At 34.4% G+C, this 24,778-nt stretch carries 25 protein-coding genes; 20 read left to right on the forward strand and 5 right to left on the reverse strand.

The genetic code is table 11. The features are described from left to right. Positions 1-195 precede the first annotated feature (195 nt). Entirely contained in the window at positions 196-1,032 is an 837-nt protein-coding gene (locus BQ5367_RS07235; protein WP_071441868.1) for a hypothetical protein, read from the reverse strand. Positions 1,033-1,324: 292 nt separating this feature from the next. Between BQ5367_RS07235 and arcA the strand changes: the two genes are divergently transcribed. The 5 genes from arcA to BQ5367_RS07260 all read left to right on the forward strand — a co-directional run bounded on the left by arcA (position 1,325) and on the right by BQ5367_RS07260 (position 6,507). Beyond that, positions 1,325-2,551 carry an arginine deiminase gene (gene arcA, locus BQ5367_RS07240; protein ID WP_071441869.1) on the forward strand — a complete coding sequence of 409 codons (1,227 nt, stop codon included), beginning with the start codon at positions 1,325-1,327 and terminating at the stop codon, positions 2,549-2,551. An 18-nt stretch (positions 2,552-2,569) separates the two neighbouring features. Beyond that, complete coding sequence (argF, locus tag BQ5367_RS07245) at positions 2,570-3,562, forward strand: ornithine carbamoyltransferase (protein ID WP_071441870.1); 993 nt, start codon at positions 2,570-2,572, stop codon at positions 3,560-3,562. A gap of 11 nt (positions 3,563-3,573) precedes the next feature. Beyond that, positions 3,574-4,509 carry a carbamate kinase gene (gene arcC, locus BQ5367_RS07250; RefSeq protein ID WP_071441871.1) on the forward strand — a complete coding sequence of 312 codons (936 nt, stop codon included), beginning with the start codon at positions 3,574-3,576 and terminating at the stop codon, positions 4,507-4,509. A gap of 26 nt (positions 4,510-4,535) precedes the next feature. After that, positions 4,536-5,966: a YfcC family protein gene (locus BQ5367_RS07255; protein ID WP_071441872.1), complete on the forward strand. Its 1,431-nt coding sequence runs from the start codon at positions 4,536-4,538 to the stop codon at positions 5,964-5,966. A gap of 145 nt (positions 5,967-6,111) precedes the next feature. After that, positions 6,112-6,507 (forward strand): hypothetical protein, encoded by a 396-nt coding sequence (locus BQ5367_RS07260; RefSeq protein WP_071441873.1) that lies wholly within the window; start codon positions 6,112-6,114, stop codon positions 6,505-6,507. 95 nt (positions 6,508-6,602) lie between these two features. Here the strand turns inward: BQ5367_RS07260 and BQ5367_RS07265 are convergent, their stop codons facing one another. Beyond that, complete coding sequence (locus BQ5367_RS07265) at positions 6,603-7,481, reverse strand: DMT family transporter (RefSeq protein ID WP_071441874.1); 879 nt, start codon at positions 7,479-7,481, stop codon at positions 6,603-6,605. 217 nt (positions 7,482-7,698) lie between these two features. On the opposite strand from BQ5367_RS07265, the gene BQ5367_RS07270 reads away from it, so the two are divergent. The 6 genes from BQ5367_RS07270 (at position 7,699) to BQ5367_RS07295 (ending at position 12,776) form a co-directional block, all read left to right on the forward strand. Then, positions 7,699-8,370 carry a response regulator transcription factor gene (locus tag BQ5367_RS07270; protein WP_071441875.1) on the forward strand — a complete coding sequence of 224 codons (672 nt, stop codon included), beginning with the start codon at positions 7,699-7,701 and terminating at the stop codon, positions 8,368-8,370. A 1-nt stretch (position 8,371) separates the two neighbouring features. Further along, complete coding sequence (locus BQ5367_RS07275) at positions 8,372-9,685, forward strand: sensor histidine kinase (protein WP_071441876.1); 1,314 nt, start codon at positions 8,372-8,374, stop codon at positions 9,683-9,685. Between the two features lie 66 nt (positions 9,686-9,751). After that, a complete protein-coding gene (locus BQ5367_RS07280) occupies positions 9,752-10,225 on the forward strand; it encodes a nucleoside-diphosphate kinase (protein ID WP_071441877.1) in 474 nt (157 codons plus the stop codon). Between the two features lie 62 nt (positions 10,226-10,287). After that, the gene (locus BQ5367_RS07285) at positions 10,288-11,601 is read left to right on the forward strand and encodes a glucose-6-phosphate dehydrogenase (protein ID WP_071441878.1); all 1,314 of its coding nucleotides are present in this window, start codon (positions 10,288-10,290) and stop codon (positions 11,599-11,601) included. A 39-nt stretch (positions 11,602-11,640) separates the two neighbouring features. Next, a complete protein-coding gene (locus tag BQ5367_RS07290; protein WP_161940480.1) occupies positions 11,641-12,297 on the forward strand; it encodes an HAD family hydrolase in 657 nt (218 codons plus the stop codon). After that, positions 12,276-12,776, forward strand: coding sequence for a GNAT family N-acetyltransferase (locus tag BQ5367_RS07295; protein ID WP_071441880.1), 501 nt, complete (start codon positions 12,276-12,278; stop codon positions 12,774-12,776). The genes BQ5367_RS07290 and BQ5367_RS07295 overlap by 22 nt, the downstream gene beginning before the upstream one ends. Before the next feature lie 27 nt (positions 12,777-12,803). On the opposite strand, the gene BQ5367_RS07300 is transcribed toward BQ5367_RS07295, so the two are convergent. The 3 genes from BQ5367_RS07300 to BQ5367_RS07310 form a co-directional block, all read right to left on the reverse strand. Continuing rightward, positions 12,804-14,651, reverse strand: a complete 1,848-nt coding sequence (locus tag BQ5367_RS07300) for a DUF2207 domain-containing protein (protein ID WP_071441881.1) — start codon at positions 14,649-14,651, stop codon at positions 12,804-12,806. A 21-nt stretch (positions 14,652-14,672) separates the two neighbouring features. Further along, positions 14,673-15,230 carry a LemA family protein gene (locus tag BQ5367_RS07305; RefSeq protein WP_071441882.1) on the reverse strand — a complete coding sequence of 186 codons (558 nt, stop codon included), beginning with the start codon at positions 15,228-15,230 and terminating at the stop codon, positions 14,673-14,675. A 68-nt stretch (positions 15,231-15,298) separates the two neighbouring features. Then, the gene (locus tag BQ5367_RS07310; protein WP_071441883.1) at positions 15,299-16,954 is read right to left on the reverse strand and encodes a GNAT family N-acetyltransferase; all 1,656 of its coding nucleotides are present in this window, start codon (positions 16,952-16,954) and stop codon (positions 15,299-15,301) included. Between the two features lie 127 nt (positions 16,955-17,081). Here BQ5367_RS07310 and BQ5367_RS07315 point away from each other — a divergent pair, with 127 nt between their 5' ends. The 9 genes from BQ5367_RS07315 to BQ5367_RS07350 all read left to right on the forward strand — a co-directional run bounded on the left by BQ5367_RS07315 (position 17,082) and on the right by BQ5367_RS07350 (position 24,769). After that, the gene (locus tag BQ5367_RS07315; RefSeq protein WP_143052366.1) at positions 17,082-17,648 is read left to right on the forward strand and encodes a hypothetical protein; all 567 of its coding nucleotides are present in this window, start codon (positions 17,082-17,084) and stop codon (positions 17,646-17,648) included. Further along, a complete protein-coding gene (locus BQ5367_RS13515; RefSeq protein ID WP_154667086.1) occupies positions 17,645-17,818 on the forward strand; it encodes a hypothetical protein in 174 nt (57 codons plus the stop codon). Before BQ5367_RS07315 ends, BQ5367_RS13515 begins: the two co-directional genes overlap by 4 nt. Positions 17,819-17,933: 115 nt before the next feature. After that, positions 17,934-19,025 carry a hypothetical protein gene (locus BQ5367_RS07320; RefSeq protein WP_143052367.1) on the forward strand — a complete coding sequence of 364 codons (1,092 nt, stop codon included), beginning with the start codon at positions 17,934-17,936 and terminating at the stop codon, positions 19,023-19,025. 2 nt (positions 19,026-19,027) lie between these two features. Continuing rightward, entirely contained in the window at positions 19,028-20,098 is a 1,071-nt protein-coding gene (locus tag BQ5367_RS07325) for a CobW family GTP-binding protein (RefSeq protein ID WP_071441886.1), read from the forward strand. Position 20,099: 1 nt separating this feature from the next. Then, positions 20,100-21,041 carry a TIGR03943 family putative permease subunit gene (locus BQ5367_RS07330; RefSeq protein WP_071441887.1) on the forward strand — a complete coding sequence of 314 codons (942 nt, stop codon included), beginning with the start codon at positions 20,100-20,102 and terminating at the stop codon, positions 21,039-21,041. 165 nt (positions 21,042-21,206) lie between these two features. Then, positions 21,207-21,635, forward strand: coding sequence for an Hsp20/alpha crystallin family protein (locus tag BQ5367_RS07335; protein WP_071441788.1), 429 nt, complete (start codon positions 21,207-21,209; stop codon positions 21,633-21,635). Positions 21,636-21,742: 107 nt separating this feature from the next. Further along, entirely contained in the window at positions 21,743-22,195 is a 453-nt protein-coding gene (locus tag BQ5367_RS07340; RefSeq protein WP_071441888.1) for a MarR family winged helix-turn-helix transcriptional regulator, read from the forward strand. Then, the gene (locus BQ5367_RS07345; RefSeq protein ID WP_071441889.1) at positions 22,195-23,406 is read left to right on the forward strand and encodes an iron-containing alcohol dehydrogenase; all 1,212 of its coding nucleotides are present in this window, start codon (positions 22,195-22,197) and stop codon (positions 23,404-23,406) included. Before BQ5367_RS07340 ends, BQ5367_RS07345 begins: the two co-directional genes overlap by 1 nt. Then, the gene (locus BQ5367_RS07350) at positions 23,396-24,769 is read left to right on the forward strand and encodes an aldehyde dehydrogenase (RefSeq protein WP_071441890.1); all 1,374 of its coding nucleotides are present in this window, start codon (positions 23,396-23,398) and stop codon (positions 24,767-24,769) included. Before BQ5367_RS07345 ends, BQ5367_RS07350 begins: the two co-directional genes overlap by 11 nt. Positions 24,770-24,778: the final 9 nt, after the last annotated feature.

Genomic DNA, 24,778 nt, shown 5'->3' on the forward strand with positions numbered 1-24,778 from the left:
ATTTCGCCAATGCCTTACGCTTCAGAGAGGAGCAAAAGAAGGAGATGTGAAGGTGCCGGTGGAACCACGCCGCTAGAAAGGCAGGTGGGTATGCAGATAGGGAGTCGCTTATTTGCATATGATTTTGGTTACAAAATCATTTTCTTGTAATAAAAACCCTTAAATTTAGCTTTAAGGGTTTTGTATTTACATCTTTTATAATAATCCTGTAAAATATTCAACAATGATTAAGCCAATAATGAAAGAAGCACAATTCGCAGCTAGTGAATAAAAAAATGGTTTGGATAAAGGCATATCTTCTGTTTTTAATTTTATTTGATAAAAAATACCTTCTCCTATAGAGACAATAAATTCTGCAATACAATACACGATACAAAAGGTAAAAAAGCCTTCAAAATAAATAAAGTAGCTCAATACGAGATTTAAAATTATTTGAGTAATGACATTGATAAATGCAATAAATTTCAACTGAGTTATTTTTCTAAAGCCAAAGATGAGAGCTACCAGCAATTCAATAGCAATCGTAGAAATGACACGACAGAAAAAAGAAATAATTTCTTTTATGATTTGCGGAGCTGAAACAACACTTTCCATGACATGATTAGTTATGGTGACCTTAAAGGAACTTGTGAAAGCATACTGTTCATAAATGTCATTTGAGAGGATGAACAGATCTTCTTCTGGCAGATAGATAAGGATCTTGAAATTCTCTGGTGGAAAATATCCCCATACAAATTGATGTGTTTGAGAACAATCTTCAAAGTATCCTAAAAAATAGTAACCATCTTTATCCTGAAAAGAATTAAATTTATTTGCGATATCAGCCAGTAAAGGATCATCATAATATTCTTCATTGGAGTCCCATGGACCACTTTTTGATGTTCCTAATAAAGTTACATAATATGTTTCATCCTCTAAGCCTTCAAAGCTGATTTCTACAGAAGGCTTAGGACCCATATCAGCGCTGGCACTTAGTGTAAAAAGTGGCAGACATAGCAAAATAGAGAGCATGATATTACGGAATATTTTCATGTTTTCACATCCCTTCTCTTTTCTACTTTTATTTTAACATGAGTTTATTTAGAATAGGAATCAAATAAAAAATTTACAGAATTATACAATGAAATTTTGAGCAAGTGTCCTACATTTATTTCTAAAAAGTGTAAAATAAAAGTACAGAAAGGGAAAGAAAAAAATGGATCAATATGATGTTATATATTTTTTTCTTGCAAAGTGTAAGCGCTAACACTTTATTTTTGACATAATTCCCTTTGATCCTATGAAAAAATAGGAGAGAATATTAAAAAAGGAGAGAGGTACATTTATGAAAGGTATTAACGTAAAGAGTGAGATCAAGCCACTAAAAAAAGTGCTGCTTCACAGGCCTGGCCGAGAACTTTTGAATCTTACACCGGATACGCTTCAAGAACTTCTGTTTGATGATATCCCATTCTTAAAAGTTGCTCAAGAGGAACATGATGCGTTTGCCAGAGTCTTGCGTGCAAATGATGTAGAAGTTGTTTATCTTGAAGATCTGATGGCAGAAGTATTGGATCTTGATCCAGCTATTCGTGAGAAATTTTTGAAACAGTTCATTGTTGAAGGTGGTATTCGAACAAATAAATATCAGCGTATTATTTATGATTATTTGAATCAAATCAAAGATAATAAGACACTGGTTTTAAAGACAATGGAAGGGATTAATGTAAATGAATTAACACGGAATATTGAAAATTCTCTGGTAGATCTTGTGAGTGAAGAAAGCAAGATGGTGTTAGCACCAATGCCGAATTTATATTTTACAAGAGATCCATTTGCTTCTATTGGGCATGGGATATCACTTAATCGTATGTATTCTGTGACTCGTAATAGAGAAACGATTTATGCTGAATACATTTTTAATTATCATCCTGATTATAAAGGCATTGTTGAAAAGTGGTATGATCGTTATGATTCATTTCATATTGAAGGTGGCGATATTTTAAATTTAACAGAAGATACACTGGCAATTGGTATTTCACAGCGTACGGAGCCGGATGCCATCGACAGTTTAGCAAAAAATATCTTTAATAATCCTAAGTCTGCAATCAAAAAGATACTTGCTTTCAATATTCCAAATAGCCGTGCATTTATGCATCTGGATACAGTTTTTACGCAGATAGATGTAGATAAATTTACTGTTCATCCTGGTATTTTAGGTCCACTGGAAGTTTATGAAATAACGGCAGGTGATGATGTTGAAGAAGTAAAGGTACATAAAATTGAGGATACTTTGGAGCATATTCTTGAAGATGCCTTAGGCATTGAGAAGGTAACTTTGATTAAGTGTGGCGGAGAAGACCGAATTGCGGCAGAGCGTGAGCAGTGGAATGATGGCTCTAACACCTTGTGTATTGCTCCAGGTGTGATCGTTGTTTATGAAAGAAATGATGTGACCAATGCATTGCTGGAAAAACATGGTCTAAAGGTACTTACAATTCCAAGTGCAGAATTATCAAGAGGACGTGGTGGTCCTAGATGTATGTCAATGCCATTATGGCGTGAAGATTAAGAAAGCGAGGAGAAAGAAATGCCAAAAAATTTAAGTGGAAGAAATTTTCTAAAATTATTAGATTTTACAACTGAAGAGATTCGATATTTATTAGATTTATCTAAAGAGCTAAAACGTTTAAAACTGACAAATACCCCTCATCGTTATTTAGAAGGGAAAAATATTGTCTTATTATTTGAAAAGACATCAACAAGAACACGTTGCTCATTTGAAGTGGCAGGAAGAGATTTAGGTATGGGCGTTACTTATCTTGATCCAGGTTCAAGCCAGATGGGTAAGAAAGAAAGTATTGAAGATACGGCACGTGTTTTAGGAAGAATGTATGATGGTATCGAATATCGTGGATTTGATCAGTCTATCGTTGAAGAACTGGCTGCTTATGCAGGTGTTCCGGTTTGGAATGGTTTGACTAATGAATTCCATCCAACACAGATGTTGGCAGATTTATTGACGATCGAAGAAAACTTTGGTTATCTGAAAGGATTAAATTTTGTATTCATGGGTGATGCAGGAAATAATGTCGGTAATTCACTTATGGTTGCATGTGCAAAAATGGGGATCAATTTTACAGCATGTGGACCAAAGAAACAAATGCCAGATGCTGAATTAATTGAAGTGTGCAAGAAGATCGCAGCTGAAAATGGATGCACGATTACATTGAGTGAAGATGTAAAAGAAGCTACAAAAGATGCTCATGTCATTTATACAGATATTTGGGTATCTATGGGAGAACCGGATAGTGTCTGGGAAGAAAGAATTAATTTACTTTCACCTTATCAGGTAAATAAAGAAGTGATGGAAAATGCTGCAGAGGGTGCTATCTTCATGCATTGCTTGCCTTCATTCCATGATTTAAAAACAACTATTGGTAAAGATATTTATGATAAGTTTGGCTTAAAAGAAATGGAAGTTACTGATGAAGTATTTGAGTCAAGAGCTTCTAAAGTATTTGACGAAGCTGAAAATAGAATGCATACGATCAAAGCTGTTATGTATGCAACGTTGAAATAGCAGGAGAACATATGGCTAAAAGACTTGTAATTGCATTAGGAGGCAATGCTTTGGGAAATACTCCTGAAGAACAATTAGAGCTTGTAAAAGAAACAGCTTCTACGATCGTAGATCTTGTTGAAGAAGGATATGAGGTCATCGTTGGTCATGGGAATGGACCACAGGTAGGCATGATTAATTTGGCAATGGAATATAGTGCCAATAATGGCGGTAATACTCCACTGATGCCATTTCCTGAATGTGGTGCCATGAGTCAGGGATATATCGGATATCATTTACAACAAGCCATTCAAAGAGAACTGAAAGCACGTAATATTGAAAAAGAATGTGCAAGTGTTGTTACACAGGTAGTTGTTGATAAAAATGACGGTGCATTTCAAAAACCTACAAAACCAGTTGGTTCTTTCTATAGTAAAGAAGATGCAGAAAGAATTGAAAAAGAAAAAGGATATACATTTGTGGAAGATGCAGGACGTGGTTATCGCCGTGTAGTTCCTTCACCAAAGCCATGTAAGATCGTTGAATTAAAAGTAGTGGAACAACTGGTTAGTGCAGGAGATATTGTGATTACTGTTGGTGGAGGTGGTATTCCTGTTATTGAAGCTGATGGCGGATATACAGGAGTAGCAGCCGTTATTGATAAAGACCGTTCAAGTGCTAAGCTGGCATTGGATATACAAGCAGATATGCTTGTGATATTAACGGCTGTTGATCGTGTATGTATAAACTTCAATAAGCCGGATCAGAAAGAACTTGCAGAGATGAGTGTTGATGAGGCAAGACGCTTTATTGCTGAAGGACACTTTGCTCCAGGAAGCATGCTTCCAAAAGTGGAAGCCTGTTTGGATTATGTTACCAATACGCCAAATGGAACAGCTCTGATTACTTCTTTGAAAAAAGCTAAATTGGCACTTAAAGGTGAAACAGGAACGATAATTAAAGCTTAATGTACTTTTTAAAGGAGGGAAAAGACATGATTGAAAAAAAGAGCCGGACATCGTTATCATCATTTAGTATTTTATTGCTTTTGTTAATTGTTGTAGCAATTATTACCTGGTTTGTTCCAGGAAGTGAAGAGGCACCTATTCAGGGAGCAACACTTTCGATGGTGGCAATGGCTCCATTTAATGGGTTCGTAAATGCGATTGATGTTTGTATCTTCGTATTAGTATTAGGAGGATTCTTAGGAATTGTATCTAGTACAGGAGCATTGGATTCAGGAATTAAAACATTGGTAAAGAAACTGCATGGAAATGAATTAAAGCTAATTCCAATTCTGATGTTTATCTTCTCTATTGGCGGTACTACTTATGGAATGCTAGAAGAAACGACACCATTCTATTTGTTGTTAGCTGCTACAATGGTAGCTGCTGGATTTGATAGCTTAGTTGGTGCAGCAGTTGTCTTATTAGGAGCAGGAAGTGGAGTATTAGGTTCAACGGTTAATCCATTCGCTGTAGGAGCAGCTACAAGTGCCCTTGTTGATAGTGGTGTTGTCGTCAATAATGGTATCATTATTATATTAGGTGTTATCTTATGGCTAAGCTCTTATGCAATCTCGGTATTCTTTGTCATGCGGTATGCTAAGAGGGTAAAAGCTGATAAGGGTTCAACGATACTTTCTTTACAAGAGCAGGAAAGCATGAAAGAAAGCTTTGTAGATAAGGAAATCGTTGCCGATGATACTTTAACTAAGAATCAGAAATTCGTCCTTGTATTATTTGCAATGACATTTGTAATCATGATCATTGCTTTTATTCCTTGGGCAGATCTGGGTGTTTCTTTCTTTGAAGGATGGAGCAATCACTTGACAGGATCAGACATTGGTACATGGTATTTTGCTGAAGCAACAACTTGGTTTTTAGTAATGTCAATCGTGATTGGTATTGCAGGAAAATTATCTGAAAAGAAATTTGTGAAAGATTTCATTGCTGGTGCTGGTGATATGATGAGCGTTGTATTGATTATTGCACTTGCACGTGGTATTAGTGTACTGATGGCTCCGGTTGATGAAGGTGGTACAGGTTTACAGTATTGGATTCTATTGAATGCGGCAAATGCTCTTCAGGGAATGAGCGCTGGTATTTTTGCTCCATTGTCATATCTGTTATACTGTTTGCTTTCTTTCTTGATTCCTTCTTCAAGTGGTCTGGCAACAGCCAGTATGCCAATCATGGGTCCGCTTGCTGCTGAATTAGGTTTCTCACCAGAAGTTATGATCATGATATTTGTTGCCGGAAATGGTTTGGTAAACTTGTTTACTCCAACTTGTGGAGCTATTATGGGTGGTCTTGAAATTGCTAAGATCGAATACTCTACATGGCTTAAATTCTCAGCTAAGATCATTCTTTCAATTGCTATTGTCAGCTGTGTAATTTTAACAATAGCAATGATAATGCTATAATTTATAATTAGTCAATGACATAATAATCCCCTATTTATGGAGAAAATGAGCCTCTGCCAGGCTCATTTTCCTGCTTGATTCGAAAAATATCCTTTATATCAATATCACATTATAAATATATATAATATTAATTAGGAGAATCATTATGAAAAGAAAATATAAAATAATGATAGCCGTCATCATAGGAATCTTATTTGTAGGATACAATTTTGTAGTTATAAAATTAAATCAAAAGTTAAACATGTTTAAAACAGAGGAACAGATTCTAGGAACCTTTATCACTGAAGATAATACTCAGGTAGATGCACAATATTTTGTTGTGGATCAGAGTGAAAAAGCCTACTGGTATCAGCAACAAGGATTTTATGAAGAAGGAACGATTGAAAGATTAAATACTGGTAATGTATATAAAGCTTCTTTTGAAGAAAAAGATATAATAATTGTTTATTATGAAGATGAATTATTATTTATAGATGGAGATATTGCTGTAAATTATGAAAGAATAAGTGGAGTTCCAGAATTTATAGGGATTGAAAGATAATAAAAGATAAATAATGATAAAAAGGGTGAAATCGTTAATGATTTCACCTGATTTTATTTATAGAAGATCACTTCTTTCAGTTTTATAAAGTTAAATTATGAACTGCTTTTTTTGGAGGGAATCTGGGCAACAAGGATACCAATAAATACCAAAGCACAGCCAAAATAGCTTTGCATTGTCATTACCTCATTGAGTAGTAACGCACTTCCAAGAGCACAGAAAACAGATTCACAGCTGAGAATGATGGCAGCTGTTGTCGAATCAACCCCAATCTGACCAAGAGTTTGCAAGGTATATCCAACTCCTACGGATAAGATACCGCCATATAAGATAGGAATTGTGGCATCAATGATGTTTTCAAGAGGGATGCGTTCAAACATTAGCATGCCAACCGCACTTAAAAGAGTACATGTTATATATTGATAAAAAGAAAAACGAATGGCATAAATGGAAGGAGCAAAATGCTCAACAGCAAGAATATGGAGAGCAAAGAAGAGTGCACAGGCGAAAATCAGTGCATCTCCAAAATTGATGGAAAAGGAATCCTGCATGCAGAGAAAATAAAATCCAACAAGTGCTAAAAAAGCTCCAACCCAAGCACTGCGAGATGTCTTCTTATGTAGGAAGATTCCAAAAATGGGAACCAAGATGATATAGAAATCAGTGATGAATCCAGCTTTCCCGGCATAATCTGTCAGCATGACCCCATACTGTTGCAGTGTACTAGCTGTAAACAAAAGGATTCCACAAAGCATACCCGTACGCATCGTGTGACGCCTTTTATCTTTATTGTTTGCCCTTTTTTCAAATATCAGCATAACAGGAATCAGGGAAAGGGAACCTAGCGCAAAACGTATAGCATTATATGTTAGTGAACCAGTTGAATTGCCGCCTACACGTTGAGCAATAAAGGCAAATCCCCAGATAATAGCTGTTAATGTCAAAAGTATTAACGAACGTGTTTTTTTATTCATAAAATCCCCTCCAGCATAACGCACATATCTTATCATATTTAAATCTCAAAAATAATGAAATCTATTAAATTTTATACATAATATATTCAAAATAATAGAATTATTAAAAATATCTATAACTTTACATACTATTTACATATGAGGACTTCTCTATTTTACTTGTTTTTGTTACACTAATCATGTAAAATCGTGGTAAAATAAAAAAGAGGATATTGATATGGCAACTATATATATTGTAGAAGATGATTTAAATATTCGTGAAATTGAAACATTTGCATTAAAAAACAGCGGATATAGCGTTGTTGATTTTGAATGTGCCAAAGATTTTTATAAAAAGCTGGATGAAAAAGTACCTAATCTGATCATATTAGATATCATGCTTCCAGATGAAGATGGTCTTTCTATCGTACAGCGTCTCCGAAAAAAAGCAGATACTAAAAATGTACCTGTTCTTTTGATCAGCGCAAAGACAAGTGAAATTGATGTCGTTAAAGGATTAGATATGGGCGCAGATGACTATTTGACGAAGCCTTTTGGTGTAATGGAACTGATTTCTCGAGTAAAGGCTCTTTTGAGAAGAAGCAGTTATTCAGAAAGTGAAAAGGTTTTATCATTGCGTGAAATTTTAATGGATGATGAAAAAAGAAGTGTTTATGTGAATGATGAAGCAATTGAACTGACTTTTAAAGAGTATGAACTTTTAAAGTTATTGCTGATCAACAGTGGTATTGTATTAACACGTGAAAAACTGATGGAAAAGGTTTGGGGTACTGATTTTGAAGGTGAGTCTAGAACACTGGATATGCATATCAAAACATTACGTCAGAAGCTAAAGAGTGCGGGCAGTTATATTAAAACGGTTCGTAATGTAGGATATATGCTGGAGTAATATGGAAAATAAAATACATCGACAGTTTTTTCTTATAGCTGCTGTTTCGATCATAGCAAGTCTTTTGCTGACAATGGGTGTTTTCTATAAACGTTTTCAAGATCAGGTGGCCTATGATTTAAAAACATTCGGGCAGGTCCTTTTAGAAACGCAAGGATGGGAGAAAGCCGGAGAAATTGCAGATGAGGAAGATATTCGTATCACATTAATTGAAGAAGATGGTACTGTGAGCATCGATAGTGAAGCTGATGTATCAGAAATGGAGAATCATAATGATCGTCCTGAGGTTATTGAAGCCAGAGAAAATGGTGAGGCTACGATGGTTCGCAATTCTTCAACTTTTAGTGATACGACAGAATATTATTATGCAATGCGTTTAGATGATGGCAGGGTTTTGCGTGTCTCTCGAGAAGTAAGCTCTGTTTCCAGCATCTTTTTTGAAACACTGCCTTTGATATTAGCGTTGGTAATCTGTATCATGATTTTAGCGGTCGTTATTTCGAGGATGCTGACACATTCAATCATGGAACCTATCAACGAACTTGCGAGCAATATTGATCATATGCAGGATGTTAAGATTTATAAAGAACTAGTCCCTTTTGTTAATACGATTCAGCAGCAACATGAAAATATTATTCGGCAGTCTAAAATGAGACAAGATTTTACTGCAAATGTAACCCATGAATTAAAAACACCATTGACAAGTATCAGTGGTTATTCAGAACTTATTGAAACAGGTATGGCAAGTGAAAGCGACATAAAGCATTTTGCTCATGAGATTCATAAAAGCAGTGCACGTTTATTGACAACGATCAATGATATCATTCGTCTTTCTGAATTAGATAGTGAAGGGCACGAATTATATGATAAAGTTGACTTGTATGAAATTGCCAAGGATGCTTTACCATCTTTAGAAGTAAGTGCGAAAAAATATCAAGTATCTGTTTATCTGCATGGACAAAGTGAAATTATCAATGCAAGTGAAGAGAGAATGATCGAACTGATTTCAAATCTTGTAGATAATGCTATTCGTTACAATAAACCTAATGGACGGGTAGATATCACTGTGGATCACGATGAACAGGGAACTTATTTAAGTGTGAAGGATAATGGTATTGGCATTCCAAAACGTTATCATGATAGAATTTTTGAGCGTTTCTATCGGGTAGATAAGAGTCGCTCTAAGGCAACGGGAGGTACAGGTTTAGGACTTGCAATCGTTAAACATATCGTATTAAATCATCAGGCGGTTCTCTCAATTGATAGTGAAGAAGGAAAGGGAACTGAAATTGTAGTACATTTTAAGAAAAAATGAGGATTCTTCCTCATTTTTTGTATATTGCTCGACAAAAAGTTTAAACTAACGTATGATGAGGTCAATATGAAATATAAAACATTATTACTTTTAAAACCTGAATGTTATAAATGGCATATTGCTGATGATATCATCACAATATTAAAAAAGAAGGGTTATAAAATTGAAAGTCAAAAAGAAATAATCGTAGATATGAAAGTCATGCAAGTATTTCTTATGCATTATAAAGAAGTGATTGATAGGTTAGGAGCTGAATTCAATTTTGTAGGGAAATTATTTAACAGTTATTATTTTAATGGACCTCATAAAATAGGAGTTATATGTATAAGCAGTGAAAAAGAACTTATTGAGGATATACGTAAACTGGTTGGCTCAACTGATCCTCAAAAAGCCACATCCAGTACGATTCGTGCTCTTTTTTCAAAAGATTCAATGGAAAAAGCAGCTAAAGAAAATAGGCTGATTCAAAATTGTATTCATGCATCGGACTCTGTTCAAAGTGCAAATCGGGAGTTAGAATTGTGGAAAGATCATCTTTAATTTTCAGGCATTTAACTGGCAGTTTGTACTTAAAAAACATATACTAGAATCAGAGGTAATTTATGACACTAACTATTTTTGGAAGTACAGGAGATTTAAGCTTGCGTAAGCTATTTCCTGCCTTGTATAATATCTATTCATTAAATAAAGTAAATGATGATTTTAAGGTTGTAGCTATTGGCAGAAAAGCATTGACCCATCAGGAATTTATCGAAATGATAAAACCAAAGATTTGTGAATATGCCCGCCTTTCTTTTGATGAGGATATTTTTAAAGATTTTTCAGCCCATATTTTTTATTATCAGATGAATCTGACAGAAGAATCAGATTATACAAATTTAAATATTTTTTATCATGAACATCAAATCAAAGATCAAACTTTTTATCTAGCTTTAAGTCCACTTTTTTTTCATTCGGTGATCAAAGGATTTAAAAAACTTGATCATATCGAAAGAAATAATGTGATCATTGAAAAACCTTTTGGAATAAGTACTTTGGATATGATTGATATCAATCAAAAACTGATGAAAATATTCCCAAAAGACCATATATATTATATTGATCATTATCTTGGCAAAGAAATGATTCAAAATATCAAAACAATTCGTTTTAAAAATGCTCTTTTTAAGAATAGCTGGAATCATGAAATGATTGACAGTATTCAAATATCTGCCTTAGAAGCAGATGGTGTTTTAAATCGTGGTGCATATTATGATTCAAGTGGTGCTCTTAAAGATATGGTACAGAATCATTTGCTTCAGATCCTTACAATATTAACGATGGAAGAGAGCAATAATCAGCATGAGGCTCAGCTGCAGATATTAAAAAAGCTCAGAATTAATCAAGTTCTTCTTGGTCAATATGAAGGTTATCGTAATGAAAAGGATGTAGATGAACATTCAACTACTGAAACTTATGCGGAATTGAAATGTTTTATTGATAATGAAAGATGGCAAAATGTTCCAATCTACATTCGCACAGGAAAGAAATTAAAAAGAAGAGAAATCGTTGTAATTGTGAAATTCAAGGCTTTAGAAGAGAGTCCATCTAATTTATTAGAAATTAGGATTCAGCCAACAGAAGGCGTTTATCTTCAGTTTAATATAAAAAAACCAGGTGCTAAAGATCAAATAGAAACCGTTCAAATGGATTTCTGTCAGAGCTGTGTAGAAATCAATCGCATTAATACACCTGAAGCATATGAGCGTTTATTTGAAGAAGTCTTTCATCATCAAAGAGAATATTTTTCCTCTTTCGAACAGATCTTATTAAGCTCTTCATTAATAGAAAACATTCAAAAGCCAATGCCTTTTATTTATGATAAGACGATTCCATATTCATTAACTGAATGGGTGGAAATTCCACATAGTTATTGACAATCATAAAAAAACATTTAAACTAGACTTGGTGATATGATGAAAGCTGTATTATTTGATTTTAATGGAACACTTTTCTTTGATACGGATATTCATATTGATGTGTGGAAAAAATATATCAAAGAGAAGTTAAATATTGAATTTACGACAGAGGAATTTTTAAAACGTATTTTTGGACGTGACAATAATGCAATCATTGCGGATATTTTTAATACTCATGATTTAGACGAGATTCATCGTATTTCAGAGGAAAAGGAACAAAGATATCGTGATGTATGTTCAACAATGGATATTGCGCTTACTAAGGGAGCAACTGAGTTTTTTGATTTATTAAAAGAAAAACAGATTCCTTTTACAATTGCGACAGGTGCTAACAAAAGCAATGTTGATTATTATTTTAAAGTTTTTCATTTAGATAAATGGTTTAACTATGATAAAGTTGTTTATGATGATGGATATTTGCCTGGCAAACCTGATCCAACTATTTATAAACTGGCATGTGAGAAACTGGGAGTAGATCCTAAAGATGCAATGGTGATAGAAGATTCGCCGGCTGGAGTAATTGCCGCTAAAAAGGCAGGAATTTCAGACATCTATGTGATTTCTCCTAAGAAGAAGTTTCCTTTAGAGGTAAAGGGAATCGTTGGTGATTTTGAGGAGTTGAGAGATTTATTATGCTGGAAACAGAAAGATTGATCATTCGCTTAGGAAAGAAAGAGGATGTATTAAAATTACTTGAAATTAGAAATAGTTCTTTTGTTATGAAATACAATCCTATGAAAATAGCGAATGAAGAAGCTCTTTTAAAAGAAATCAGCCATGAATTCGTGTTAGAAAGAAAAAATGATCATAAGATCATTGGCTGTATTGGTGTGCAGAATGATTTTCTTCGTTATGGAGTAGAATCTAAATGTATTTCATATTATCTTGATGAAAAAGAAACTAGAAAAGGTTATATGAGCGAAGCCTTGAGAAAAGTTCTTTCATATTTATTTGATGAGGGAGCTGAAGTAGTGTGTGCACGTGTTTTTGTAGGCAATGAGGCTTCAGTTTCCTTATTAAAAAAACTTGGTTTTCATCAGGAAGGTATTTTACGTCATGCAGTAAAAAGTCATGATGGTATCATATATGACGATCAGTTATTTTCACTTTTAAAACAAGAATGGAATAAATAAAGCATCAGGTTGCCCTGATGCTTTTTTTTACCAGCTTCCGCCTCCGCCTCCGCCGAAGCCTCCACCTGAGAATCCGCCTCCTGAGAATCCGCCACCGCCAAATCCTCCGCTTGAAGAAGATGGTGGAGTGATGGAACTAGAGAGTGAATTGAAGGAGTGCATCGTGGAATTAAAATGTGACATCCACAAGATCGTTGTGAAAGTTGACGTATTATAAGAAGTATACCAGTCTGGTGTTGGAATATTAATGGCTTCAAATTTCTTTGACCATACTTCACTGATTCCTAATACATAAGCGTAAGGAAGAATATGATAGAAATAGGATGGGTCTTCTTCTGCCAGCATTTCCAGTCTGTCCTGCTCTGCTTCCATAATAAAGTTTTTTAATCCTAATATTTGTCCTAACCAGCGATTTCCAATTTCACTGCGTTTGCTGCTTGTCGCAATCATATAAGCCATTAGTAGTGTATAAACTGTCGCAAATATGAAGGCAAATATATTTTCATGTAAGAAAATCAGTGAAACAAGCAGAAGTATCAGATGAAAAATACCAGCTAAAACAGTCATTAAAATATTTTTAGATGTTGAATAGACATGTTTTTTACGTGATAAGATGATCCAGAAAATCATTGAAGCACTTAATAACGGCCACAAGATGATCAATGGCAAAATTGCGATATCCAACATACCGATTTTATGATAATAGGCAGTACATGAGAGCAATCCTACAGCTAATCCACCTAACAATGTCATAATGATCTGTAGGGTAAGTGAACCATTGGAATAGATTTTGTTTTCTTTTAAATGAAAGTAGTTAGAAATCATTTCCTTGGTACTCTGTATCTGATCACCAAAATACCTTGCCTGAAGATCTTTTATAGTAACTTCATCCGCTTCTTTAAAGATGGCGTTGAAAAAACTTTTTTCAAATCCGGTACATGAAGGGTCGATGTCTTTCACTTTTTTGATTGTGGTGTCTTCTTCATCTTCATGAATGGTAATATAGCCACGATTTGCGAAATCAATAATTAAAGACAAAACATCCTCAGTATTGACCTCACCATCAATGACATAACCTACCCCAGCACTGCTCAATCCTTTTGGAGCCTGAAATTCAACAGTAACAGTTGGTTTAACAGATCTTCCAAATTTTAAATAAAGCAAGAAACATGCTAATAAAAGAACTGTGCATATGATCATAGCAGTATTTGTATGATCAGCAATCGGTACAAATTCAAAATAGTCTTCTCCAAGTTCCAGATACATTGTCAGTGACTGATAATTGGAAAGAGGAGAGTGAGTTTCTCCATAAATTACATTTCCCTCTGTTATGACAGAAACATCATCTTGTCCTGTAATCTCTAGACTTGAAGTATCAACAGATGATGGAAAAGTAATAGTGAAGTCTACATGTTGAATCTGACAGTCAAAAGAACCGATCAGATTATAATAGAAATAGTCCTGGTCAATCTCTAAATCTCTTGTCTGGACTGTATAACGAATGTCATAAGTCTTAGTACCAAAGACATATTCATCAGGATCACCAATTTTGATTTGCACACCATCACTATCAGAATCTACTTCATAAGGATCATTTAAGACTTCAATATTAGAAACAGGAAAATAATAGGTCTTTTTTCCCATTTCACCCCAGTTCATGTTATATTTTATCGGGATATTACGATAAAAACCATGAACATAATCTGTAAAGGCCATATCTATTTTTTCATGAATATCCAGACTTCCATCTTCATTCACTTGTATTTCAACACTATAATTGTAGATATTGAAATTTTCTTGTGCCTGAACCTGATATGGTACAAAGAAAACAAATAGGCAGAGCAGAAGGACGAATACTTTTTTTAAATATTTCATAATGTCCCCTTTATTTCGTTTCTAAAAAGAAACATTTACATTCTGACGTTCTGTTTCATTGTCAACTTCAAATAATGGCGCTCTTTCAAAATGGAAAAGAGAAGCAATAATGTTACTTGGCACTTTTTCACACTTTATGTTAAAGTCACGGACTAAAGCATTGTAATATTTACGAGAATTTGCGATTTCGCCTTCCATCTGATTTAAATCATTCTGTAAAGACATGAAGTTAGTATTTGCTTTTAAGTCTGGATACTGTTCAGCAACAGCATTTAAATTAAACATTGACTGTGCCAGTTCCTTTTCAGCAGCAATTTTCTCATCAACACTTTTCGCATTTACGGCATGATTACGAGCATCGATCACTGTTGCCAGTGTTTCTGATTCATGCTTTGCATAACCTTTTACTGTTTCTACTAAATTTGGAATTAAATCATAACGCTTTTTCAAATACACATCCATGGTTGAAAAAGCTTCTTCCACTCTATTTCTAAGAGAAACAAATCCGTTATAAGAAACAATAGCCCATATAACGATTAATGCAATTACTGCAACGACAATAATTAAAACCCAATTCATATGTGGTCCTCCTTTGAATAATCAAAGTATACCATAGATTCATTGGGTTTACGTAACAATATTGTCATTTACAAATTTTCGCAGATGAATAAATGATCGTTCTTTTTAAAATCACCTTTTACCATCATGCTGTTGCGAATTTCATAGGTTCCAAAAGCAATATCGGCACAGACATCAATTTCTTCAAAATGGTTTAAAAGAGATATTAAAGCCTGTAGATCCGTATAAATACATTCACTGACATATGAATGTTCTTTATTTACAATGATATAGGCTTTATCATTGGCATAGATCTCACTGTCCATTTTTTTATAAGGGATCAGATAATCATCATAATAAGCTGAATCACGGATACGCCAGCCATCTTTATTTTTAGTAAATCCTTCATACAGTTTCAAAAGATGAGCACTGTCATAACATAATTGTCCATTGAATTCTCCTTGTCTTACAAAGTGAGAAAAGAAATGAGTATAGGTTTCTTTAAAACCAAATGGTTTATATAACTCCCAATTATAAGCTTGGATGAGCAAGAAGGAAAACTTTGATTCATTTAAAATATGATTCATGAGCATTTTCATATAACCGCATCCCTGATAATAAGGATCTGTAGCAACCCCGACAATAAAAGCAGTATTTTGAATTTTTCCATCTTTAAAAATCTGCATTTCTCTCATCTGAAGCATACATAATACCTTAAATTCATGAACGACAAGCCATGTGTTTTCAGAACGATAAAGATGACTAAAATAAAATTCAGTACTTGCTTCATCTTCATCTGGAAAAGATTCGCTCCATAGTTTTTTGATCTGAGCATAATGTTCATCAGTGGCTTGAACGATATTTACTTCGCCCTGATAAGCAAGATATTTCTTAATCTTGTATATAGGATGCATATCCGTTTTTGCTTTTCGTAATGATTCTAATCCAAGATCATCTTCACGATTAAGATAAATATATTTAGGATCACAGTTCATCAGTGTATATTTCAAAATAGCAACATATAAGCCTCGTATTGTATGATCTGCCTTTTCCACATGCATCTGAATCATATTTTCTGATAACTCACTATACATGGAAAAAGCTTTTAATTCATCATCAATATAGATACAGCCACCCTTGATTTCACATTCATCATACCATTCAAATAACTTCTTGATTCCTTTCATTTCTCTTTCGATTGCTTCAGGGTCAGCATGACTGTTTTTCCATTTTTCAAGAAAAGCAAAGATCATATCTTGATCTTCTTTTCGTAAAGGACGATAGACAAAACGATCTTTATATTCTTTCATGAATGCATTAAAGTGATTACGTCTTTTCTGCATTTTTTTTCCACTTAAAGATCTTTGCATTTCAATATCATAAATGTAATCCTGTGCATCGATATCATTGTGATAAACAAAAGACAGTCCATGACTTTCACAATAGTCTTTAAGTTTCTGATTCATCCCGTGAATTTCATAAGGAATATGGTGTTCACAAGAATATCTGTTCATTTCTATAAAGGCTTCTGTGAGATATTTTTCATCGCACAGGGGCATCAGCCATCCAAAACGATGATGGTAATTCACTAAGATAAGAGCAAAGTTTTCATGTAATTCATAAAATATCTCATATACATGATCCCACATGACCATGGTCACAACATTGGAATTATATTCATTGTATTGAGCTTTCTTTGAAAATTCTTTTAATTTAGGAAGATCCTCTTTATTTAATTTCTTCATACTCCAACATTATAATCTAACTTATAAATAATGCAAGAAATATGCAAGTAAGAAAAAGTTATTTATTTTTAGATAATTATTTTGTATAATATAATTAATAAAAATGGGAAAAGGAAAGGGAAAAATTATGAAAAAGATGATATCGTGGATATTAGCAGGATTGTTGTTGATGGGATGTCAGCCAAAAGAAAAAAAAGTGATACCACCGGAAAGTGGACAAGTAGGTAAGATGTGTACTTATGTCGTATCTTTTGATGATGATATGTATAATATTTCTATTTATTATGAAACAATGGGTGAATACATTATAGAAAATGAAGAGGATTTTAATATTATTGATGAAATAAGTCTTAAGTATTCAAAAACAGGGAAGGGTGATGTTAATAAATATTCAATCAGCAAGGAAAGGGTGCTTTCTGAATGTGGCATGAATGATCCTAAATCAGTATCAACAGTAGTTAATATTAGCAAGGATGATGCCTGGTTTCTAACAGAAGAGCTTAAAGCACATAAATTTTATTTTAGAGTTGAAAAAGAAGGTCAAATGTTTGATGTAAAAATGCCAAATACAGTTTATTTTAGAACATCTGATCAAATGAATGATGTTGTTTATTCAAAAGAATTTAGTAAGTATCTTATTTTTAATGAAAAAAGTATTGGTATAGATGTCTCAATCTTAGGAGGCAGTTTATGAAGAAAATTGAATCAAATCTGCATGTACGTATTTTAATGGGAATTTTACTTTTAGTGTTTATTATGATATTGATTTCCTTTTCAATTGAAATCAATGCAAATATTCAGAATAGTCAGGCTCAGCAGGAAGAATTGATTCCATCAGATTTAGTTGAAAGTAAAGGAGTTTAATAGAAAAAAAAGTGGAGCAAAAGATGAAAATCTTTTGCTTTTGTATTATAATAAAGAGCGATAGTGAAATATCAAAGTTATCTTGATCGTTGATATTTGGGAAGTGAGGAAGTTAATGAAGAAGTCGTACAAAAAAATAAAGACTGTTTTGGTGCAGTTGTTAATGGGACTTTTTTTGGGATTATTTTTAGGCGGTTTTCTGGTTTCTATGTTTGAACTGGAACGTTTTGGTATTGATATCATGATTTATTTTTTGATCATGGCAGTTGTTGCTTATATCCTTCAAATCATAATTCATGAGGGTGGGCATTGTCTATTTGGTCTTCTTAATGGATTTGAATTTATCTCTTTTCGAATTGGTTCTTATATGTGGGTGAAGGATCATGGTAAAATCAAATTTAAACGATATCAATTAACAGGAACAGGCGGACAGTGTTTAATGGAGCCAACACAGCCAGATCTTAAAGCGTATTGTTTATATTGTGCAGGAGGCGGCATTTGTAATCTTCTTGCGACTTTGATTTTTTTGATACTGGGACTCCTATTTGGTGATATGCTGTTTCGAATTTTCTGTTTCTGTATGATTGGGTTAGGATTGCTGACTGGTTTATTAAATCTGATTCCAATCGATGCAGAAGTGCCAAATGATGGGTATAATATTTATTGTATGTTGAAGGAGAAGGAATCTGTACAGTCTATTTATCAGCAGCTGATGCTGGCAAAAGAGTTTGCGGATGGAAAAAGATGGAATGAGATAGATGGAAAGCTTTTTGAACTTTATGAGGGTGCTGATTTGACAAATCCTTTGAATACCTGTATTGAAGCGAATAAAGGTTCACGTCTTTTAGCTTTGAAAAAGTATGATGAGGCAAAGGAATGTCTGGAAAACCTTTATCAAAAGGATATATCAATGATATATCGTTCTTGTGTCATTTATGATCTTGTTTTGATCGAACTTCTGACAAGTCAGGATATAAATGTGGATAAATATCTGGATGAGAAAATGAAGAAGCGAATGAATAGGGATAAGAGTGATATTTCTTCTTTGCTGGATCAGTACGGTATTGATCTTTTGGTGAATAAAGATGAGGAACAGGCAAAAGTTGATTTAAAGTATTTTAATGATGCCTGCAAGACTCATCCTTATGAGGGAATTGTTGAGGATACAAAGGAATTTGTGAAATTGTTGGAAGAAAGGAAGATGTAAAGATGACGAAAGTAGATGTAATTTCTGGTTTTTTAGGAGCAGGAAAAACAACATTGATCAAGAAACTGCTGGAAGGTGAACTGAAAAATGAAAAGGTCGTTCTCATTGAAAATGAATTTGGTGATGTTGGAATTGATGGCACATTTTTAAGAGAAGCTGGTATTGAAATTAAAGAGATCAATTCCGGATGTATTTGTTGTTCACTTGTAGGTGATTTCAGAGAAGCACTTGTGAAGGTCGTAGAAGAATATGCTCCTGAGAGATTGATTATTGAACCAAGTGGTGTTGGTAAGCTAAGTGATGTTATTGAGGCTATTGAAGATGTGAATCTGAATGTCAATGCACTTGTTTGTGTCGTAGATGTGAAGAAGGCGAAGATGTATCATAAGAATTTTAAAGAATTCTTTGATAATCAGATTGAATATGCGAAAACGGTAATTTTAAGTCGTACACAGGATGTTAGTGATGAAAAGGTTGAAGAAGTCGTACACATGATTCATGAATTCAATCCGAATGCAAAATGCATCATTAGTGACTGGAATGAATTGAGTGATCATCAGATCCTAGAAGTAATGGATGAGCTTCCAAAAGAAGAAGAGCATCATTGCTGCCATCATCATGAAGAAGAACATGAATGCTGTGGACATCATCATGAAGAAGAACATGAATGCTGCGGACATCATCATGATGAAGACCATGAGTGCTGCTGTCATGACCACGATGAACATGATCACGAATGCTGTCACGATCATGATGATCACGAATGTGGCTGTGGACATGGACATCATCACCATCACGGACATCATCATGCAGATGATGATTTTGTAAGTGTAGCTTATGATACAGCACATAGTTATACGAAAGATGAATTGCATGATATGCTTGCTCAATTGGATGAAACTATTTTGAGAGCTAAAGGAATGGTAAAGTCAGATGAGGGATGGCTGTTCTTTGATTATGTTCCTAATGAAATTGATATTCGTCCAGGAGAGGTGCAGACAATTGGTAAAATCGTTGTGATTGGCAGTGTTGTAGATGAAGAAAAGATCAAAGAGATCTTTAGGATAGGATAAGATGGCGATACCTGTATATATTTTCTGTGGTTTTCTGGAAAGCGGGAAAACAACGCTGATTCAGACGACCTTAAAAGATGAAGGATTCAATGAAGGTGAGAAAACACTGCTTCTAGTATTTGAAGAAGGTATTGAAGAATATGATTCTAAATTCTTGAAGGAAACAAATACAGATGTTGAATATTTTGACGATTTAAGTCAATTGAACACGGATATCCTTCGTGAATTAGATAATAAATATACTCCTGATCGTGTTATGGTAGAATTTAATGGTACATGGAATATTGATGACTTTTTGGATATCGAAATGCCATTAGATTGGATCGTTGTCCAGATATTAAGTACCATTGATGCCTCTACTTTTACCAACTATATCAATAATATGCGTACATTCATGTTTAATGTGATCAATCCGGCTGATGTGATCGTATTTAATCGCTGTGATGAAGATACGAAAAAAGCCTATTTGCGTACCAATGTGAAATCGATCAATAAAGGTGCACAAATTATTTATGAGATGAAAGATGGTACGATATCACCAATGACGGATGAAGAAATGCCATTTGATCTTCGTGCTGATGTCATTGAAATAAATGATGATGATTATGGATTATGGTATATGGATGCATTAGATAATGCTCGTAAATATGATGGTAAGACGGTTGTGATTCAAGGCAGGGTCATGCGTCGGATGGAAGATCCAGATGATATTTATGTCATTGGTCGTAAGGCGATGGTTTGTTGTGCAGAAGATACACAATTGATTGGTTATATGGTGAAAAGTAAGCATGCAGAACAAATGGTAGATGGCGACTGGTTACAGTTAAAAGCTAAGATGCATGTTGTCTATGATGAAGAATATCGTGGTGAAGTGCCGATGCTGGAAGAAATATCTTATAAGAGGATTCCACCATTAAAAGAAGAATTAGTATATTTTAGTTAAAACAGAAATTTGAAACAGATTTCTGTTTTTTTTGACACATTGGACAATTTGTCGTAATCATTAGCAGTCTATACTTGACAGTGCTAAAAAGATGACTATAATCATAAGTGTAATCAGGAAGAACATACTAGATTACAGAGATGATATCTAAAGGAGGCGTTAGTTATGTTACTACCTAGATTATTTGATGATGATTTGTTTGATGATGTATTTGATGACTGGATGCCAAGCAGGCATGTATTTGGAAAACATGAAAGAAACTGGATGAAGACGGATATAAAGGATGCAGGCGATTCTTATGAACTGGATATGGATCTTCCGGGATTCAAGAAGGAAGATGTCAAGATTGAATTGGAGAATGGATACTTGACGATCAGTGCGGATAAGAACCATGAAGTGGATGATAAGGATGACAAAGGCAACTATATCCGACAGGAAAGATATTATGGATCATGTTCGAGAAGCTTCTATGTAGGCGAGGATGTAACGCATGAAGATATCAAGGCACGATTTGAGAGTGGAGTCTTGCATTTGAACATTCCAAAGAAAGATCAGCCGAAGGTAGAGGAAAAGAAATATATTTCGATTGAGTAAGTCATTGACTTGCTCTTTTTTTTTGATAGGAGTGAATTACGTTGACAAATCAACAAGTTGGAATTACAATACAGAAGTTGAATTGTCAACAAGTAGAGGAGAAAACTATGGTAGATCGTTTTGAACGTTTTTCTTTATTGTTATTTGAAATACTGCGTTATTGGCATAAGCTGACAGCAGAGGAAATGAAAAAATATGGTTTAAAAGGTGCTCATTCGATATATCTTTTAACAATGCTGCGTTATCCTGAAGGTATTAGTGCGCCACAGCTTTGCGAGTATTGTGGAAAAGATAAGGCTGATGTTTCACGAATGATGGCTTTACTTGAAGGAAAGGGATTAGTGAAGAAAGAAGGGATTCATCAGAATCTATATAAGGGAGTTTTTAAATTGACTGAAGAAGGAAAAAAAGCAGCTTTGTTTGTTTCCAAGAGGGCTTCTTTAGCGGTGGATCTTGCAAGTAAAGATTTGAGTGAAGAAAAAAGAATAGTCTTATATGAAGCTTTGGAACAGATTGTTACCAATCTTCGGAAACTGAATAAGGAGGGTTTACCAGAATAATGAATCCTATAGTTAAATGTTTTTGTCGAATTTATCAAGGGGTCTTTCATTTAGCTTTACCTTTATTACCTTATCGGGAACCGGAATTATATTCAAGTATTGAAGATATCAAGGATCTTTTAAAGAAACTCAATGTAAGATCTGTATTGCTTGTCAGTGATACGGCTTTAAAAGAAAACAGAAAGCCGTTAGAAGAATTACTTCGTGATCAAGGCATTCATTATGCACTCTATGATAAGACATGTGCGAATCCAACAGTCTGGAATGTAGAAGAAGCACGTGAACTTTATCTAAAAGAAAACTGTGAAGCTTTGATTGCTTTTGGTGGCGGTTCTTCAATGGATTGCGCAAAAGGGGTAGGCGCACGTATTGCTTACCCGAATAAATCATTAGATCGGTTAAAAGGACTTTTACGTGTCTTAAAAAAGATACCACCACTCATTGCCATCCCAACTACAGCCGGAACTGGTAGTGAGGTAACGATAACAGCGGTAATTACGGATAGCGAGAAGAAACATAAATACACAATGAATAGTTTTACGCTGATTCCAAGCCATGCAATTCTTGATCCGAAAGTTACGTATTCATTACCTCCACATCTAACTGCAACAACAGGAATGGATGCTTTAACTCATGCGGTTGAAGCGTATATCGGTAACTCTACAAGTAAACAGACAAGAAGATGTTCACTAGAAGCAGTACATTTAATTTTTAAGAATATTGAAAAAGCTTATACTAAGGGAGATGATTATGAAGCTCGCAAAAAGATGCTTCATGCTTCCTATATTGCTGGTATTGCTTTTTCAAAGTCATATGTAGGCTATATACATGCAATAGCACATTCTTTAGGAGGACAGTATAATATTCCTCATGGATTGGCAAATGCTGTTTTAATGCCTTATGTACTAAAGGATTATGGAATATCTGCTCATAAAAAATTACATGAACTAGGAATTGCAGCAGGAGTTGCATCTGAAAATGATTCGCATGAACAAGGTGCAAATAAGTTTATCATGGCTATTGAAAATTTAAATCAAAAGATGAATATTCCTACAAAATTTGAAGGAATTTTGGAAGAAGATATACCAGTGATGGCAAGATATGCCTCTAAGGAAGCAAATCCTTTATATCCTGTACCTAAGCTGATGAATGCAAAAGAATTAGAAAAGTTTTACTACATGGTTTCTATTGGAGGAAAAAATGAACATTGATGAAATTTTAGAAAAACAGCGTCTTTATTTTCAAAGTGGTGCAACATTATCGGTAGATTTCCGTATAGAAATGTTGAAAAAGTTAAGAAATGTGATTACCAAATATGAAAAAGAGATTGCTTGTGCATTAAAAGAAGATTTAGGAAAAAGCGAATACGAAAGCTATATGTGTGAAACAGGTCTTGTACTGAGTGAAATCAGTTATATGATTCGTCATGTTAGAAAATATGCTCGTAAACACTATGTATATACTCCTCTTTCACAGTTTGCAGCTGTTAGCTATAAACAATCTGTTCCTTATGGAAATACACTGATCATGAGTCCTTGGAACTATCCATTACTTTTAACGATCGATCCGCTGGCAGATGCAATTGCAGCCGGTAATACGGCTATTGTAAAGCCTAGCGCTTATTCACCGGCTACTAGCAATCTGATTGATAAAATGATAAAAGAATGTTTTCCTAGTGAATACATTGCTGTTGTGACCGGAGGAAGAAAAGAAAATGCAGCTCTTTTAGAAAAGAAATTTGATTTTATCTTTTTTACCGGTAGTCAGAATGTTGGAAAAGAGGTGCTGCGTCATGCTGCTGAATATCTGACTCCTGCAGTTTTAGAGTTAGGAGGCAAGAGCCCTTGCATCGTTGACAAAAGTGCAAAAATAAAATTAGCAGCTAAAAGAATCGTTTTTGGAAAATATTTAAACTGTGGTCAGACTTGTGTTGCCCCTGACTATATTCTTTGTCATGAAAGTGTGAAAGATCAGCTGATTCAAGAAATTTGTCTACAGATCAAAAAACAATTTGGGGAACAGCCATTAGAAAATCATGATTATGGAAAAATTGTCAATCAAAAACATTTTGAACGTCTTTTAGGTCTGATTGATCAAAAGAAGGTGATTATCGGTGGTGAGGCAGATCAAAAGGTTCATAAGATTGCACCTACTTTAATGGATCAGGTTACTTGGGAAGATGCAATCATGCAAGAAGAAATCTTTGGGCCTATTTTACCAGTATTGACATTTAACAAGATAGATGAAGTCATTGATGTGCTTGCTGATAAGCCAAAACCGTTAGCATTTTATATTTTTTCAGAAGATAAAGCTGTGATCCAAAAGCTGAGCAATCGCTGTCGTTATGGTGGTGGCTGTATCAATGATGTCATCATTCATTTAGCGACGAGCGAAATGGGTTTTGGTGGTGTTGGCGAAAGTGGTATGGGGGCTTATCATGGAAAGATTGGCTTTGATGCCTTCTCACATACGAAAAGTATTGTTGATAAGAAAACATGGATGGATCTTCCCATGCGTTATCAGCCATATCGAAAAGGTTTGCACGAAAAACTGTTACATTTGTTTTTAAGATAAAAGAAAAGT

Source organism: Traorella massiliensis, from assembly GCF_900104665.1.
Lineage (GTDB): Bacteria > Bacillota_I > Bacilli_A > Erysipelotrichales > Erysipelotrichaceae > Traorella > Traorella massiliensis.

What these genes read in the sequence shown, in the direction of transcription:
- BQ5367_RS07235 (WP_071441868.1), bottom strand. Translation starts at nt 1,032, where the DNA reads ATGAAAATATTCCGTAATATCATGCTCTCTATTTTGCTATGTCTGCCA.
- arcA (WP_071441869.1), top strand. Translation starts at nt 1,325, where the DNA reads ATGAAAGGTATTAACGTAAAGAGTGAGATCAAGCCACTAAAAAAAGTG.
- argF (WP_071441870.1), top strand. Translation starts at nt 2,570, where the DNA reads ATGCCAAAAAATTTAAGTGGAAGAAATTTTCTAAAATTATTAGATTTT.
- arcC (WP_071441871.1), top strand. Translation starts at nt 3,574, where the DNA reads ATGGCTAAAAGACTTGTAATTGCATTAGGAGGCAATGCTTTGGGAAAT.
- BQ5367_RS07255 (WP_071441872.1), top strand. Translation starts at nt 4,536, where the DNA reads ATGATTGAAAAAAAGAGCCGGACATCGTTATCATCATTTAGTATTTTA.
- BQ5367_RS07260 (WP_071441873.1), top strand. Translation starts at nt 6,112, where the DNA reads ATGAAAAGAAAATATAAAATAATGATAGCCGTCATCATAGGAATCTTA.
- BQ5367_RS07265 (WP_071441874.1), bottom strand. Translation starts at nt 7,481, where the DNA reads ATGAATAAAAAAACACGTTCGTTAATACTTTTGACATTAACAGCTATT.
- BQ5367_RS07270 (WP_071441875.1), top strand. Translation starts at nt 7,699, where the DNA reads ATGGCAACTATATATATTGTAGAAGATGATTTAAATATTCGTGAAATT.
- BQ5367_RS07275 (WP_071441876.1), top strand. Translation starts at nt 8,372, where the DNA reads ATGGAAAATAAAATACATCGACAGTTTTTTCTTATAGCTGCTGTTTCG.
- BQ5367_RS07280 (WP_071441877.1), top strand. Translation starts at nt 9,752, where the DNA reads ATGAAATATAAAACATTATTACTTTTAAAACCTGAATGTTATAAATGG.
- BQ5367_RS07285 (WP_071441878.1), top strand. Translation starts at nt 10,288, where the DNA reads ATGACACTAACTATTTTTGGAAGTACAGGAGATTTAAGCTTGCGTAAG.
- BQ5367_RS07290 (WP_161940480.1), top strand. Translation starts at nt 11,641, where the DNA reads ATGAAAGCTGTATTATTTGATTTTAATGGAACACTTTTCTTTGATACG.
- BQ5367_RS07295 (WP_071441880.1), top strand. Translation starts at nt 12,276, where the DNA reads ATGCTGGAAACAGAAAGATTGATCATTCGCTTAGGAAAGAAAGAGGAT.
- BQ5367_RS07300 (WP_071441881.1), bottom strand. Translation starts at nt 14,651, where the DNA reads ATGAAATATTTAAAAAAAGTATTCGTCCTTCTGCTCTGCCTATTTGTT.
- BQ5367_RS07305 (WP_071441882.1), bottom strand. Translation starts at nt 15,230, where the DNA reads ATGAATTGGGTTTTAATTATTGTCGTTGCAGTAATTGCATTAATCGTT.
- BQ5367_RS07310 (WP_071441883.1), bottom strand. Translation starts at nt 16,954, where the DNA reads ATGAAGAAATTAAATAAAGAGGATCTTCCTAAATTAAAAGAATTTTCA.
- BQ5367_RS07315 (WP_143052366.1), top strand. Translation starts at nt 17,082, where the DNA reads ATGAAAAAGATGATATCGTGGATATTAGCAGGATTGTTGTTGATGGGA.
- BQ5367_RS13515 (WP_154667086.1), top strand. Translation starts at nt 17,645, where the DNA reads ATGAAGAAAATTGAATCAAATCTGCATGTACGTATTTTAATGGGAATT.
- BQ5367_RS07320 (WP_143052367.1), top strand. Translation starts at nt 17,934, where the DNA reads ATGAAGAAGTCGTACAAAAAAATAAAGACTGTTTTGGTGCAGTTGTTA.
- BQ5367_RS07325 (WP_071441886.1), top strand. Translation starts at nt 19,028, where the DNA reads ATGACGAAAGTAGATGTAATTTCTGGTTTTTTAGGAGCAGGAAAAACA.
- BQ5367_RS07330 (WP_071441887.1), top strand. Translation starts at nt 20,100, where the DNA reads ATGGCGATACCTGTATATATTTTCTGTGGTTTTCTGGAAAGCGGGAAA.
- BQ5367_RS07335 (WP_071441788.1), top strand. Translation starts at nt 21,207, where the DNA reads ATGTTACTACCTAGATTATTTGATGATGATTTGTTTGATGATGTATTT.
- BQ5367_RS07340 (WP_071441888.1), top strand. Translation starts at nt 21,743, where the DNA reads ATGGTAGATCGTTTTGAACGTTTTTCTTTATTGTTATTTGAAATACTG.
- BQ5367_RS07345 (WP_071441889.1), top strand. Translation starts at nt 22,195, where the DNA reads ATGAATCCTATAGTTAAATGTTTTTGTCGAATTTATCAAGGGGTCTTT.
- BQ5367_RS07350 (WP_071441890.1), top strand. Translation starts at nt 23,396, where the DNA reads ATGAACATTGATGAAATTTTAGAAAAACAGCGTCTTTATTTTCAAAGT.